The following is a 14,178-nucleotide window of genomic DNA, read 5'->3' on the forward strand; positions in this document are numbered from 1 at the left end:
ACCTCGGGCCGATCGAGACCGAGGAGGGCCTGCATTACCTGCGGCCGGAGACCGCGCAGGGCATCTTCGTCAATTTCACCAACGTGGTGACCACCGCGCGCTGCAAGCCGCCGTTCGGTATCGCGCAGACCGGTAAGAGCTTTCGCAACGAGATCACCCCGGGCAACTTCATCTTCCGCACCCGCGAGTTCGAGCAGATGGAGATGGAGTTCTTCGTCGAGCCGTCCACCGCCAAGGAGTGGCACCAGTACTGGATCGACGAACGGCTGGCTTGGTACGTCGACCTCGGCATCGACCGCGACAGCCTGCGGCTGTTCGAACACCCGAAGGACAAGCTGTCGCACTACTCCGACCGCACCGTCGACATCGAGTACAAGTTCGGATTCCAGGGCAACCCGTGGGGCGAACTGGAGGGGGTGGCCAATCGCACCGACTTCGACCTTTCGACGCATACCAAACACTCCGGCGTCGACCTATCGTTCTACGACCAGGCCACCGACACCCGGTACGTGCCATACGTGATCGAACCCGCGGCCGGCCTGACCCGCTCGTTCATGGCGTTCTTGGTCGACGCCTACGCCGAGGACGAGGCGCCCAACGCCAAGGGCGGCGTCGACAAGCGCACCGTGCTGCGGCTGGATCCGCGGCTGGCTCCGGTCAAGGCGGCGGTGCTGCCGCTGTCACGACACGCCGACCTGTCGCCCAAGGCTCGCGACCTCGCGGCCGACCTGCGCAAGTCGTGGAACGTCGAGTTCGACGACGCCGGCGCGATCGGTCGGCGCTATCGCCGCCAGGATGAGATCGGCACGCCGTTCTGCATCACTGTCGACTTCGAGTCGCTCGACGATCAAGCCGTCACGATCCGGGAGCGCGACGCCATGACGCAGGACCGGGTCGGCATCGACGCGGTGTCTGACCATCTGGCGGCACGGCTGAAGTGCAGTTAGAAGCGCCCGCCGCCGCCCATGTAGCCGCCGCCGGAACCACCGAATGAGGTTGGGCTCCAACCGCCGCCGATGCCGCCGCCCAGGCCGCCGCGCATCGCGCCGCCCAAGATGTTGCCGATGATGATGCCGCCGAGCATCGCGCCCATGTTCGATCCGCTGCTGCTGCCATACCTCCCGTAGTAGGACCGTTGGGAGGCCTGCACGTCGGCATGCGCCATCGACTGCGCCTGCGACGCCAGCATCGCCGCGCCGTTCGCATGGCCGATCGCCTCGGTTAGGTTGATCGACCGCTTGTCCAGCGCGGCCTGAAGTTGACGCACCGCTTCGGCCAGCCGAGTCCGGGCCTCGGGACCGATGCTGCCGCGACGCACGTCGATGTAGTCCGACACCGCCCGCACCCGGGACTGCGCGGTGAACAGCGCCTGATCGAATGCCCGGCTGAGCCGCTCGGCCGCCTCCCGTTCCTCCGCGACACTGGCCAGCAGCCGGTCCAGTTCGGCATCGGCCTGAGTCAACTTGGTGAACGCACCCAGCGGATCGGCGGTGCCGGTGCTCTGCGCGTCGGCGACCGCCTTCACCGCGGCGTCGCGGGCGGCGCTGAGTTCGTCGGCATGAGAGATGTTGCCATCAGCCAGCTGACCGCCCGCGGCGTTGATCCCGTTCTGGATGTCGGCAATGGCCGACGGCAGGGTGGCCATCGCGCGGTTGATGTCGGTGGCGGCGCTGTCCACGCCGTCCAGCAGCGTGCGTGCCTGGCCCAGCGCCGATTCCGCCGCGCGGACGGCGTCCACCAGTCCGGTTTGGCGTCCCACCGGCCGGGAGACCAGGTTGCGGGCGTTGGTGATGTTCTGATCCGCGAAGGCCAGCCGCTGCTTGGCGGTCTCGACATTGCCGGCCACGGAAACCAGTGCGGCTTCGGAGAATTGCTTGTGCAGTTCGGCCAGCGCCTGCTCGGATGCCTGGAGGCGGGCGGTCAGGTCGACCATCTGCTGGGTCATCGCGTCCAGCCGGGTCGGCGCGTTGATCACCAGATCCCGCAGATCCTCGAACGCTTCCCGCTGCGCGTCCAGCTCACGGTCGGCCTTCGCCGCCGCGACAACCACCCGGGTCAGCAGGTCGCGCCGCTTCAGCGGGGTCTCGGGGACGGCATCGTCGAGGATCTGGCGGACGTTGAACGCCTGTGCCAGCGTCGTCTTCGCATTGCCGACCGCCTCAGTGAACGGAGCCGTCTGCTTGTCGCCGAATTCCTCAACGGCCAAAGCCAATTCGTTGTCGCTGGTGCGCACGGCGTTATCGACGTCCACCACGATCGACTTGGACAGATCGTCCAGCGCGTCGATGGACACCGACGCCAACGCGTTCGGGTCGGCGGGATCCACCCGACGCGCCGCGGCGAACTCGGCCTCCCGGCGCTTGCGTTGCCGCCGTCGCATCCACAGCCACAGCAGCAGCACCAGCACGGCGATGATGCCCAACGCAATCAGCAGCCCGAACCCGGAGATCCCGGTGCCCGAGCCGGTCGACGTCGATGTGCCCAACCCGTCGGCGGCCGCGACGGCCGCACCGGCCCAGTCGCCGCGGCGCAGTGCGGGCTCGATCTCGTTGCGGCGCAGATCGTCCACCGTGTTCGGGCGCACGCCGCTGGCCGGGGGCACCCTGAACGCGTAGGAGCGGTCCGTCGTCGCCACAGCCAGAATGGCGTCCTCGCTGCCGAAGTCGCTGGCGCGCATGGTGCTTTCGGCCCAGCTGACCGCGCCCTGACCGGAGAACGTGTCGACGTAGACCACCCACAACCTGATCCGGCGGTCGTTGTAAAGCCCCTCGACCGCCTGCTGCACGTTGCTGAACCCGGAACTGCTCAGTGCGTTCGCCTCGTCGGTGACATAACTGGGCAGCCGGAACGGCGGCCGGCCCGCCGCGGCGGGTGCCAGCAGGACACCGGCGGTCAGGATCGCGAGGACCAGACTGAGCAAGCGGGCGATGCGCATGATCGTCAATCTAGTGGGGTGCGCGGCGGAGCCACCCGGTACTGACGAACACTCCTGGCAGACTGTGCGTCGGTGGCCACGCACGACGACCCCTACGACGAGTTCGACCGGCAGCGGCTGGTGGTCGAGCCGCCGAAGGGTGCCGCCCTGCCCGGCACCGACTCCGAACATCGCACCGACTTCGCCCGGGACCGGGCGCGGGTGCTGCACAGTGCCGCGCTGCGGCGGCTTGCCGACAAGACGCAGGTGGTCGGGCCCCGCCAGAGTGACACCCCGCGCACCCGGCTGACGCATTCGTTGGAGGTGGCGCAGATCGGCCGCGGCATGGCGATCGGGCTGGGCTGCGACGCCGACCTGGTGGACATGGCCGGGCTGGCCCACGACATCGGCCACCCGCCGTACGGACACAACGGTGAACGTGCGCTCGACGAGTTCGCCGACAAGCACGGCGGCTTCGAAGGCAACGCGCAGAACTTTCGCATCCTCACCCGCCTCGAGCCCAAAGTGCTTGACACGCAGGACCATAGCGCCGGATTGAACCTGACACGAGCGGCGCTGGACGCGGTCACGAAATACCCGTGGCAGCGGGGTCAGCCGCCGCGCAAGTTCGGCTTCTACGCCGACGACACGGCCGCCGCGGACTGGGTGCGTGCGGGGGCGCCGGAATCCCGGCCGTGCCTGGAGGCCCAGGTGATGAACTGGGCCGATGACGTGGCCTACTCGGTGCACGACGTCGAAGACGGAGTGGTCTCCGGCCGGATCGACCTGCGAGTGCTGGCCGACGACGACGCCGCTGCCGAGTTGGGCCGGCTCGGCGAATCGAGCGGCATGGGCGGCGGACTGGATGCCGACGACCTGGTGTCCGCGGCCAAGCGGCTGTCCGAGCTGCCCGTGGTCGCAGCCGTGGGCAAGTACGACGCGACCTTGGCCGCGTCGGTCTCGCTGAAACGGCTGACCAGCGAGCTGGTCGGCCGGTTCGCGTCGGCCGCCATCACCGCCACCCGGGAAGCCGCCGGGCCGGGGCCGCTGGTGCGGTACGCGGCCGACCTGCGGGTACCCGCACTGGTCCGCGCCGAGGTCGCTGTGCTGAAGATTCTGGCGCTGCAGTTCATCATGTCCGACCCTCGACACCTGGACCTGCAGGCCCGACAGCGGGAACGCATTCACCGCATCGCGCACTGGCTGCTGGCCGGCGCACCGGCCACACTCGACCCGATCTTCGTGCCCGCCTTCAACGCGGCAGTCGACGACGGCGGGCGGGTGCGGGTCATCGTCGACCAGATCGCGTCGTTCACCGAAGGGCGGTTGGAGCGCCTCGAACCGGCTTTAGACTGATTCGGTGCCCGGCCGCATCCCTGATCGCGATATCGCGGCCATCCGTGAACGCGTCCGCATCGAAGAGGTCGTCGGCGACTACGTGCAACTGCGCCGCGCCGGCGCCGATTCGCTGAAGGGTCTGTGTCCGTTTCACGACGAGAAGTCGCCGTCCTTCCACGTGCGACCCAACCACGGTCACTTCCACTGCTTCGGCTGCGGCGAGGGCGGCGACGTGTACGCGTTCGTCCAGAAGATCGAGCACGTCAACTTCGTAGAGGCCGTCGAGCTGCTCGCCGACCGCATCGGCTACACCGTCACTTACTCCGGCGCCGCCACCAGCGTGCAGCGCGACCGCGGCAGTCGCAGCCGGCTGATCGCCGCCAACGCCGCCGCCCAGGAGTTCTACGCCGAGAGGCTGCAGTCAGAAGAGGCGGCGCCCGCGCGCCAATACCTGCTGGACCGCAACTTCGACGCCGAGACCGCCGCACGTTACGGCTGCGGGTTCGCGCCATCGGGCTGGGACATGCTGACGAAGCACATGCTGCGCAAGGGGTTTGAGTTCAAAGAGCTGGAAGCCGCGGGGCTTTCCCGGGAAGGCCGGCGCGGCCCGATGGACCGATTCCACCGTCGGCTGCTCTGGCCGATTCGGGTGTCCAGCGGCGAGGTCATCGGGTTCGGCGCGCGCCGGTTGTTCGACGATGACCAGAACGAGGCGAAGTACGTCAACACTCCCGAGACCGTGCTGTACAAGAAGTCGTCGGTGCTGTTTGGTCTCGACCTGGCCAAGCGCGACATCGCCAAGGGCCATCAGGCGGTGGTGGTCGAGGGCTATACCGACGTGATGGCGATGCATCTGGCCGGGGTGACCACCGCGGTGGCGTCGTGCGGCACCGCGTTCGGCGACGAGCACCTCGGGATGCTGCGGCGATTGATGATGGACGACAACTTCTTTCGCGGCGAGCTGATCTATGTGTTCGACGGCGACGCCGCCGGCCGTGCGGCAGCAGTCAAGGCTTTCGACGGCGAACAGAACTTGGCGGGACAATCGTTCGTCGCGGTGGCCTCGGACGGCATGGACCCCTGCGATCTGCGGCTGAAGTCCGGTGACGGAGCCCTGCGCGATCTGGTCGCGCGCCGAACCCCGTTGTTCGAGTTCGCAATTCGCACCGCGCTGGCCGAACACGACCTGGACAACGCGGAGGGTCGCGTCGCCGCGCTACGCCGGTGCGTGCCGATGGCGGCCCGCATCAAGGACCCGACCCTGCGCGACGAGTACGGGCGTCAGCTGGCCGGCTGGGTGGGCTGGGACGACGTGGCGCAGGTGGTCGGGCGGGTCCGCGGCCAGGCGAAGGGCGGCGGCCGACGATCGTCGACCCCCGCGACCCAGCCTGAGCGGCGCGCCGCGCCGGCGGTGGCACGACCCGATCCACGTGATCCGACGCTGTGGCCGCAGCGGGAGGCGCTCAAGTCCGCGCTGCAGTACCCGGCGCTGGCCGGTCCGGTGTTCGACGCCCTCACGGTGGAGAGCTTCACCCATCCCGGTTACGCCGCGGTTCGTGCCGCGATCTCGGCAGCTGGCGGCGCATCGGCCGGCGTCTCCGGCGCGGAATGGATCGAGGCGGTGCGCCAGCACACCCGGTCGGAGGCGGCCGCCAGCCTCGTCAACGAGCTCGGAGTGGAAGCCATCAGCGTCGAAGACGACGAAAGGCTGCCGCGCTACATCAGCGGAGTGCTCGCCCGCCTGCAGGAGGTCTGGGTCGGCCGCCAGATCGCCGAGGTGAAGTCCAAGCTGCAGCGCATGTCTCCGGTGGAACAGGGCGATGAATATCACGCGCTGTTCGGCGACCTGGTCGCGATGGAGGCCTATCGGCGCAGCCTGTTGGAACAGGCCAGCGGCGACGACCTTACTGCGTGAACAGCCTGTGCACGCTAAGGTGTTAGACGCTGTCCGCCCACTGGTGAAAGGCAAGCAGGTGGCATCGAGAACTCGGCGACTGATCGCTGTCGGCGCGTTCGCGGTCGCCGCCGCGGCCGGGCCGGCCTTCGCGACCATGACCACCGACACTGCGCCGGGGGATCAGCTGGCTGCGCCCCCGTGCCTGGCGTGGTTCGGCAACAAGGAGGACGGCAAGTGCCTGTCCTACTCGAACGGCAACGGCATCAACGTGCAATCCCCGACGTTCAACTACTGCTCGCCGGGCGTGAACCGCCAGGACAGCGACTGCGGCGTGAGCACCGGGCCGCTGGTGCCCGGCACCACGATCGATGAGCCGATCGGTTGATTAACGTTCGTCCGCGGTCGTCATCGCCTGCGGCTTGAACACCGCGGTCTCGGAGTCGATCGGCGTCAACGTCACCATCTCCGGATCCGGCGACACCCTGTTCGCGATCTTGCGGCGACCGGATTCGATCAGGGCCTTGGCCGCCGGGCTGCCCGTCACTGCCCGATACGTGCTCGCGATCTGCTCATACCGGCGTCGGCCCGCCTTTGTCCCCAATACGTAGCCGACTGCCAACACGACGAGATAACGGATCACAGGTCCCCTCCAGACGACGGTGCGTTGGTGTCCATCCTGCCTCACCCACCGGGGTTCGCGCCGGGCCGACTGCCGGTTTGACCGCCGATACCCAGGACAACCGCTTGTACGCTAGAGTCAACCCTCGCCCGCGGCGCGATCAGCCCGGGGAAGGGCGATCCCCTGTAGCTCAATTGGCAGAGCGTTCGGCTGTTAACCGAAGGGTTGCTGGTTCGAGTCCAGCCGGGGGAGCAGGAGTTCCTGGGGCCGTGGCTCGCGCCCGTAAGCTCGATTCCATGCTGCATTCTCGCCTGATCACGGTCCTGATTACTTTTGGCCTCCTTGCCGTCGGCTGTGGCTGGAGCCCACCGTCTGCGCCGCCACCCAAGACCCAGGCCTGCGCGCCGTCGGACGCGCCCAGCGCGGAGACCGTTCAGCAGGCGATTGCGGGTCTTCCGCCCGGTCTGCCATGGCGCGAGAGCTCTCGCGGCCACACTCCCGACTGCCGGTTGAACTGGGTGGTGGCGACCGGGGAAAAGGGGGGGCCAGACAGCCCACAACAGGTGCTGTTCTTCGACCGAAACAACCCATTGGGGTCAGCCACCCCAGAGCCCCGTCCGTACATCACCGTGACGACACTGGGCGATGACACCGTCAACGTGCAATACCAATGGCGGCAGGGCGGGGACGAACCTTGCTGCCCGACCGGCATCGGCACGGTGCGCTTTCGTGTCGGCGACGACGGCAAGCTCAACGCGCTCGACCCGATCCCGAAGCCCTGATCAGGTGTCGACGATTTTCTCGGGATGCAGCATCTCGGCGTAGCGCAACTGCTCGGGTATCCCGAATCCGTCCACCAGTGTCTCGGCGTACGGACGTAGCGTGCGGCAGCGTTCGTTGATGCCGCGGGTCACCGCCTTGGCGCGCTCGGTGGACAAAAAGCGGTGTTCCATGAACCACCCCCTGTCCTCCTCGATCACCGACAGCGCGTAGAGGTCGCATACCATGCCGAGAATCTCGCGAGCCTCGTCGTCCTCGCACGAGTCGATGCCCGCGACGAACGCCTCGAGGATGACGCGATCGATGTGTGCCCGCGCGGCGTGCAACACATGGTCCTGGACCGCATTGAACGCATCGAACGCGCTCATCTCTTTGGACTTACCCTGCAGGCGGCGCGCCACGGTGGAGAGGATGTACTCCTCGCGGTCCTCGAACAACTTGACCTGCGTGCCGCGGTTGAACAGGCTGCCCTCTTCCTCGTTGTCCTGCCGGGTGTCGAGGATGGTCTGCATAATCGTTTCGGCCGCAGTGCGTTTCAGCACCCGCTCACCGGCGAAGTTTGCGGCGAAACGCACCCACTCCACCGGGCTCATGCCCTTGATGTCGTCGGCGTAGGCGGTGAGCAGTTCCTTGGCGACCAACTGGATCAGCACGTGGTTGTCGCCCTCGAAGGTGGTGAACACGTCGGTGTCGGCCTTGAGAGCGATCAGCCGGTTTTCGGCGAGATAGCCTGCGCCGCCACAGGCTTCGCGGGCCTCCTGGACGGTCCGGGTCGCATGCCAGGTGTTGGTCGCCTTCAATCCCGCCGCCCGGGACTCCAGCTCGCGTTGTTCCTCGGCGTCGGGGTCGTCGGCGGTCTGTAGGTCATGACACTTGGCAACCAGCTCGTTCTGAGCGAATTGCAAAGCGTACGACCGTGCGATGAGCGGATACAGCCGGCGCTGATGCACTAAGTAATCCATTAGGAGCACTTCGTCGTCTTCACCCGGCGCGGTGAATTGCCTGCGCTGCAGCGCATACCGGGTAGCGATGTCGAGCGCGACGCGCGCCGCGGCGCCAGCGCTGCCACCGACCGTGACCCGGCCGCGGATCAGCGTGCCCAGCATGGTGAAGAACCGCCGGCTCGGATTCTCGATCGGCGACGAATAGGTGCCGTCCTCGGCCACGTCGGCGTACTTGTTCAGCAGGTTCTCCCGCGGAATCCGGACGTGGTCGAACTGGATGCGTCCGTTGTCGACGCCGGGCAGGCCACCCTTGTAATGGCAGTCTCCCGTCGTGACGCCCGGCAGGTCGTTGCCTTCGTCGTCGCGGATCGGGACGACGAAACAATGCACACCGTGATTGACCGGTTCCCCGTCCTCGCTGGTAATCAGCTGCGCGAAAACAGCTGCTACGCTCGCGGTTTCAGCCGCACCGCCAATGTAGTCCTTGCGCGACGTGCGGGTGGGGGAGTCGATGACAAACTCTTGAGTGGAGACGTCGTAGGTGGCGGTCGTCTCGAGCGCCTGCACGTCGCTGCCGTGGCCGGTCTCGGTCATCGCGAAACAGCCAAGCAGGTCGAGGTCAATGATCTGTTGAACGTATGCCTTGTGATGCCGTTCGGTACCGAGGTTTTCGATGGCGCCGCCGAAGAGGCCCCACTGCACGCCCGCCTTGACCATGAGTGACAGGTCGGACATCGCGAGCATCTCGATCCGGGTGACCGCGGCCGCGACGTCGCCGTTGCCGCCGTGCTCCTTCTTGAATCCGTCCTCGGCGGCTCCGTGGGCGGCCATGATTTTCATCTGCTCTGCCACCTTGGTACGGGCGATGACGGTGTTTGGGGTGTAGTGGGGGCGGAAGATCTCGTTCGAGAGCTCTTGCCGCATCCTGTTCTTGACGTCACGCCAACGGCCGTCCAGCGTGTTGCGTAGATGCTCCGCAGTAGTGGTCATACCCCCGACGGTAGCCCTTCTCGGCACGGGAGAAACTGTGATGTGGCAAACGTAGGCAAACCTGGCTAGACCAGGCGAAAGCCGTGGCGTTGAATCAGGGAATGAGCGCCCCGGACGCGCGGGAGCCGGCGACCTCCACCGGCCTGCCGCATCAGATCGACCACCGGCACTCGGATGTCTCCGGCGGTTGGTTGCGCGCCGCGACGTTCGGCGCAATGGACGGGTTGGTCAGCAACACCGCACTGATCGCCGGTGTGGCCGCCAGCGCCAGCGCCCACACCGTTGTGCTCAGCGGTGTCGCCGGCCTGCTGGCCGGGGCGTTCTCGATGGCACTCGGCGAGTACACCTCCGTGACCACCGCCAACGAGCAGATCGAATCGGAGGTCGGCGTCGAGCGCCGCGCCTTCCACAAGCATCCGCAGGCGGAACGGACAGAACTGGTCGGGATGCTCGTCGAGATGGGGATGACACCGGAAACCGCCCGAAAGGCGACCGAGGAAGTTCATCGGGACGAAAATCGTGCGCTGAACTTCCATCTGGTCCAGGAACTGGGCGTCGACCCGCGGGAGAAGCCCTCCGCACTCGTCGCGGCGGCATCGTCGTTTGTCATGTTCGCGATCGGCGCGATCGTCCCGCTGATCCCGTACTTGTTGGGGTTCGAATCGCTCTGGGCCGGCTTGCTTTGCGGCGGCGCCGGCCTGCTGATCGCGGGCGCCGTCGCGGCACGGTTCACCAGTAAGCCGGTGTGGTGGGCGGCGTCGCGGCAATTGGCATTCGGGGCGGTTGCGATTGCCGCCACCTATGTCGTCGGAACCCTTGTCGGCACGGTCACCAGCTGACGATGATATTGCGCTCCTTGCTGCTGTCCTGCTGCCTGCTGGTGGCGTCCTGCGGTGCCCCGGACGCCACGGCTGTCGGTCTGGCCTACCTCGGCCAGTTCCGGGTGTCGCCCGGCGCGACGCTCGACGGCACGGTCATCGGCGGCCTGTCCGGCATCAGCTATGACCGACCGAGCAATCGGTATTTCGTGATCAGTGACGACCGCTCGGCAAGGAATCCGGCGCGCTTCTATACCGTGCAGGTGTCGTTGTCCGACAATGGTATTCGTGATCTCGAATTCACGTCGACCCACCCGCTTCTCACGCGCGACGGCAAGCCGTTCGGCGCGCTCGACACCAACATCCGGCCACCGGTGGTCCCACCCGACTCGGAGGGAATCGCGGTCGACAGCCGACGCCAACGGTTCTACTGGTCGAGCGAGGGGGAGCGGCTGACCGATGCGCCCGGCGGACCCGTGCTGCTCGACCCGTGGATCCGCGTCGCCGGACTCGATGGCAGCTACCAAGGCCAGTTCTCGCTGCCACCGGTGCTGAAAATGTCGGCGGCCCAAAGAGGGCCACGGCAGAACCACGGGCTGGAGGGGCTGGCATTGACGCCGGACGGGTCGGCGTTGTGGGCGGCGATGGAGGGCCCGGGGTACGACGACGGCGAGCCACCCACCGAGGCGCACGGAGCGCTGACCCGAATCACCAGATTCGACGTCGACACCGGCGAGCCCACGGCTCAATATGCCTATCCGGTCGACAAGGTCTCCGCCGGACCGGGTGGAGACAACGGCCTGACGGACCTGGTCGCCCTGAACGACGATGACTTCCTTGTCCTCGAACGGGGCTACGGCACACACGTCGCCGCCCGTGTCTACCGTGCTGAAATCGGTGACGCCGATGATGTTTCGGCACAACCGTCGCTGAACACCGCACCGGTCAAGCCGATGACCAAGACCCTATTGGCCGACCTGACGACCACGCCAAGCCTCTCGCCGGTAGACAACATCGAGGGCATCACGCTCGGACCGACGCTGCCCGATGGGCGTCAATCGGTGGTGATGGTCAGCGACGACAACTTCTCGCCGCGACAGATCACGCAGTTCCTCGCGTTCGCGATTTAGCTGGCCGCCGGCTACTTGGTGCCGAAGACCCTTTCGAACATCGCGGTGTCCCCGTAGTCCTGGACGCTCACGATCTTGCCGTTGCGGTAGGTGAACGCATCGGCTTGGAGTCCGGATTCTCCGCCCACGCTGACCTCCGAGAGAACGACCACGACATCGTCGTCCGCTACGAATCGCTTCGGGTCTATTTTGAAGTTCTTCTCGCCCACCTTCGTGAACAAATCCCTGACCCCGTCCTTGCCGCGATGCGTTCCGCTGAGCGTGCTGTTGCCGGGTAGGACAAACTCGACGTCGTCGTCGTAGTCGTTCATCACCGTTTCGAGGTCGCCCTTACCGAACGCAACATACCCTTTCTTGGATGTCTCGACGTTCTGACTCGCAGACATGATCGCTCCCCTCTGTGTCGCTGTTCCCCTCGGCCTGTTTGCTGCCGACGAGATTTATCTTCCGCTCTTGGCGGGAGCCGCGGGCCACATTGGCCAGAGCTATTTGCCGGACTTCGGGGCAGCCGCGTCCTCGAGAAGGCGGTGCAGCACGCGGATGGCGGCGGCAAGCGTCTGCCGGTCCCTGGCGTCGAGTTGTTCCAGGTACGGATCGATGGTCCTGCCCCGGTCGACACGCACCTGCCGCAGCGTGCGAATGCCCTTCGGGGTGATCCGGATCAACACCGCCCGTGCGTCGTCGGGATCGTTGGTCCGCGACACCAGGCCTGCGTCTTCCAGCCGGCGGACCTGCATGGTCATCGTCGGCTGTGAACAGTGGTCGAGGGCGGCCAGATCGGAAATCCGGGCTGCGCCCTGGTCCTCGATGGTGGACAGCAGCCGCGCCTGGGCGAACGACAGCGACATGCGGGCACGCTGCGTCGCGAACCGGTTGAGCCGCGCGACCACGGCCAGCAGATCGGCACCGAGGGTCTGGTCCATCACGACCATGGTTACATAGCTTTGCTATGTAGGCCAACCCAGGAGGCGTGTTGGCTCTCAGCTGCCGACTGGCAGAATCGAGAAGTGACTACGACCCGGCGCACGAGCGAGACTCGGCGAGCGGGTTCGCTGCAACCGGTTGAGTTGGCGCACGCCTCGGTGATGGCGGCGCTGTGTGCAGCCACCGCGATCGTCGCCGTCGTGGTTCCGTTCGCGGCTGGGGTCTCGCTGTTGGGCACCGTGCCAATGGGCTTGCTGGCCTACCGCTACCGGCTTCGGGTGCTTATCGCCGCGACTATCGCCGGCGCAACGATCGCGTTCCTGATCGCCGGCATGGGCGGCTTCATGACGGTCGTCAACTGCGCGTACGTCGGTGGGCTGACCGGCATCGTCAAGCGGCGCGGTCGCGGCACACCGACGGTTTTCGTCGCGGCGCTGGCGGCAGGGGCGCTGTTCGGCGTGGCCGCGGTGGCGGCGCTGGCGGTGCTGGTTCGCCTGCGCAACCTCATCTTCGAGTCGTTGACCGCCAACATCAACGGAATCGCGGCCGTACTCGCACGCATCCCCGACCTGGAAGGCATCGCCGAGCGGTTGAAGCGGGATTTTGCCACCGCGCTGCACTTCTGGCCATTCTTGATCGGCGGAGCATCGGTGCTGAGCATCACCGTCGTGACGCTGATCGGCTGGTGGGCGCTGTCCCGGGTGCTGGCGCGGCTGCTCGTGATTCCGGACGTGCACAAGCTGGATTCCGCGCCGGACGCCGGACCGGTCGCCCCGGTTCCGGTGCGGCTGGCCGATGTCCGGTTCCGTTATCCGAAGGCCGACCACGATGCGCTCGGGCCGGTGTCATTGAGCGTCGAACCAGGCGAACACGTCGCGGTGACCGGCGCCAACGGCGCCGGCAAGACCACGCTGATGCTGGTGCTGGCGGGCCGCGAACCGTCCTCGGGCAGCGTGGAACGTTCCGGCGCGGTCGGCCTGGGCGAACTCGGCGGCACCGCGGTGATCATGCAGCACCCGGAAAGCCAGGTGCTGGGCACTCGGGTAGCCGACGACGTCGTGTGGGGACTGCCACCCGGCCAGACCACCGACGTACATCAACTGCTCATCGAGGTCGGCCTGGCCGGCCTGGCCGAACGCGACACCGGCGGCCTCTCCGGGGGTGAGTTGCAGCGCCTCGCCATGGCCGCGGCACTGGCCCGCGAGCCGGCGCTGCTGATCGCCGACGAGGTCACCAGCATGGTCGACCAGGACGGGCGCGATGGGCTGATGTCGGTGCTGTCCGGATTGACCCAGCACCACCGGATGTCCCTGGTGCACATCACGCATTACAACGACGAGGCCGACTCGGCCGATCGCGCGATCAACCTCACCGGGTATGGCGGGTTCGCGGACAACACCGAGATGGTAGAGACCGCGGCGGCACCGTCCGCCACCGCATCGGTAAGGCGCCACAGCGATGCCCCGGTGCTCGAACTCGTAGGCGTCAACCACGAGTACGGCAGCGGGACACCCTGGGCGACAACCGCGTTGCGTGACATCAACTTCGTCGTGCATGAGGGCGACGGCGTCTTGATTCACGGCCTGAACGGTTCGGGAAAGTCCACGCTCGCGTGGATCATGGCCGGGCTGACGGTCCCGACGTCCGGCAGCTGCCTGCTCGACGGCGCGCCGGCGTCCGATCAGGTCGGCGCGGTGGCGATCTCGTTCCAGGCATCCCGGCTGCAGCTGATGCGAAGCCGGGTCGACCTCGAGGTCGCTTCGGCGGCCGGGTTTTCGGTGCACGACGGCCCGCGGGTGGCAGCGGCGTTGGCCACCGTCGGCC

General features: G+C 67.0%; 13 protein-coding genes and 1 tRNA gene. 9 read left to right on the forward strand and 5 right to left on the reverse strand.

Going from position 1 to position 14,178, the window contains the following annotated elements; translation table 11 throughout:
• On the forward strand, window positions 1-947 hold a 947-nt coding region (locus ACRDU5_RS02805), incomplete at its 5' end, for a glycine--tRNA ligase (protein ID WP_526612693.1).
• On the opposite strand, the gene ACRDU5_RS02810 is transcribed toward ACRDU5_RS02805, so the two are convergent.
• A complete protein-coding gene (locus ACRDU5_RS02810) occupies window positions 944-2,935 on the reverse strand; it encodes a TPM domain-containing protein (RefSeq protein WP_526612694.1) in 1,992 nt (663 codons plus the stop codon). The two genes, ACRDU5_RS02805 and ACRDU5_RS02810, sit on opposite strands and share 4 nt — an antisense overlap.
• Before the next feature lie 72 nt (window positions 2,936-3,007).
• Between ACRDU5_RS02810 and ACRDU5_RS02815 the strand changes: the two genes are divergently transcribed.
• The 3 genes from ACRDU5_RS02815 to ACRDU5_RS02825 are packed head-to-tail and all read left to right on the forward strand — an operon-like array spanning window position 3,008 to window position 6,534.
• On the forward strand, window positions 3,008-4,270 hold the full coding sequence (locus ACRDU5_RS02815) for a deoxyguanosinetriphosphate triphosphohydrolase (protein ID WP_526612695.1): 1,263 nt from the start codon (window positions 3,008-3,010) through the stop codon (window positions 4,268-4,270).
• 4 nt (window positions 4,271-4,274) lie between these two features.
• The gene (gene dnaG / locus ACRDU5_RS02820) at window positions 4,275-6,167 is read left to right on the forward strand and encodes a DNA primase (RefSeq protein ID WP_526612696.1); all 1,893 of its coding nucleotides are present in this window, start codon (window positions 4,275-4,277) and stop codon (window positions 6,165-6,167) included.
• Between the two features lie 58 nt (window positions 6,168-6,225).
• Window positions 6,226-6,534: a DUF7155 family protein gene (locus tag ACRDU5_RS02825; RefSeq protein ID WP_526612697.1), complete on the forward strand. Its 309-nt coding sequence runs from the start codon at window positions 6,226-6,228 to the stop codon at window positions 6,532-6,534.
• On the opposite strand, the gene ACRDU5_RS02830 is transcribed toward ACRDU5_RS02825, so the two are convergent.
• Window positions 6,535-6,789 carry a hypothetical protein gene (locus ACRDU5_RS02830; RefSeq protein ID WP_526612698.1) on the reverse strand — a complete coding sequence of 85 codons (255 nt, stop codon included), beginning with the start codon at window positions 6,787-6,789 and terminating at the stop codon, window positions 6,535-6,537. It abuts the gene before it with no gap.
• 158 nt (window positions 6,790-6,947) lie between these two features.
• On the opposite strand from ACRDU5_RS02830, the gene ACRDU5_RS02835 reads away from it, so the two are divergent.
• Window positions 6,948-7,020, forward strand: a tRNA-Asn gene (locus ACRDU5_RS02835).
• 44 nt (window positions 7,021-7,064) lie between these two features.
• Window positions 7,065-7,550, forward strand: coding sequence for an LppP/LprE family lipoprotein (locus ACRDU5_RS02840; protein ID WP_526612699.1), 486 nt, complete (start codon window positions 7,065-7,067; stop codon window positions 7,548-7,550).
• On the opposite strand, the gene ACRDU5_RS02845 is transcribed toward ACRDU5_RS02840, so the two are convergent.
• Entirely contained in the window at window positions 7,551-9,482 is a 1,932-nt protein-coding gene (locus ACRDU5_RS02845; protein ID WP_526612700.1) for an acyl-CoA dehydrogenase family protein, read from the reverse strand. It lies immediately after the preceding gene.
• Window positions 9,483-9,583: 101 nt separating this feature from the next.
• Between ACRDU5_RS02845 and ACRDU5_RS02850 the strand changes: the two genes are divergently transcribed.
• Window positions 9,584-10,321 (forward strand): VIT1/CCC1 transporter family protein, encoded by a 738-nt coding sequence (locus tag ACRDU5_RS02850; protein ID WP_526612701.1) that lies wholly within the window; start codon window positions 9,584-9,586, stop codon window positions 10,319-10,321.
• 2 nt (window positions 10,322-10,323) lie between these two features.
• The gene (locus tag ACRDU5_RS02855; RefSeq protein ID WP_526612702.1) at window positions 10,324-11,430 is read left to right on the forward strand and encodes an esterase-like activity of phytase family protein; all 1,107 of its coding nucleotides are present in this window, start codon (window positions 10,324-10,326) and stop codon (window positions 11,428-11,430) included.
• 11 nt (window positions 11,431-11,441) lie between these two features.
• Here ACRDU5_RS02855 and ACRDU5_RS02860 read toward each other — a convergent pair whose 3' ends face one another.
• Window positions 11,442-11,816, reverse strand: a complete 375-nt coding sequence (locus ACRDU5_RS02860) for a nuclear transport factor 2 family protein (RefSeq protein WP_526612703.1) — start codon at window positions 11,814-11,816, stop codon at window positions 11,442-11,444.
• 99 nt (window positions 11,817-11,915) lie between these two features.
• A complete protein-coding gene (locus tag ACRDU5_RS02865; protein WP_526612704.1) occupies window positions 11,916-12,353 on the reverse strand; it encodes a MarR family winged helix-turn-helix transcriptional regulator in 438 nt (145 codons plus the stop codon).
• Window positions 12,354-12,437: 84 nt separating this feature from the next.
• On the opposite strand from ACRDU5_RS02865, the gene ACRDU5_RS02870 reads away from it, so the two are divergent.
• Window positions 12,438-14,178, forward strand: a 1,741-nt coding sequence (locus tag ACRDU5_RS02870; protein WP_526612705.1) for an ATP-binding cassette domain-containing protein, incomplete at its 3' end; no start/stop codon positions are given.

Origin of the sequence: Mycobacterium sp. (genome assembly GCF_050701515.1) — a bacterium.
GTDB lineage: Bacteria > Actinomycetota > Actinomycetes > Mycobacteriales > Mycobacteriaceae > Mycobacterium.

Excerpts from the sequence above, each read along its gene's own strand:
- ACRDU5_RS02810 (WP_526612694.1), bottom strand. The coding sequence starts at position 2,935 with ATGCGCATCGCCCGCTTGCTCAGTCTGGTCCTCGCGATCCTGACCGCC.
- ACRDU5_RS02840 (WP_526612699.1), top strand. The coding sequence starts at position 7,065 with ATGCTGCATTCTCGCCTGATCACGGTCCTGATTACTTTTGGCCTCCTT.
- ACRDU5_RS02845 (WP_526612700.1), bottom strand. The coding sequence starts at position 9,482 with ATGACCACTACTGCGGAGCATCTACGCAACACGCTGGACGGCCGTTGG.
- ACRDU5_RS02850 (WP_526612701.1), top strand. The coding sequence starts at position 9,584 with ATGAGCGCCCCGGACGCGCGGGAGCCGGCGACCTCCACCGGCCTGCCG.
- ACRDU5_RS02855 (WP_526612702.1), top strand. The coding sequence starts at position 10,324 with ATGATATTGCGCTCCTTGCTGCTGTCCTGCTGCCTGCTGGTGGCGTCC.
- ACRDU5_RS02860 (WP_526612703.1), bottom strand. The coding sequence starts at position 11,816 with ATGTCTGCGAGTCAGAACGTCGAGACATCCAAGAAAGGGTATGTTGCG.
- ACRDU5_RS02865 (WP_526612704.1), bottom strand. The coding sequence starts at position 12,353 with ATGGACCAGACCCTCGGTGCCGATCTGCTGGCCGTGGTCGCGCGGCTC.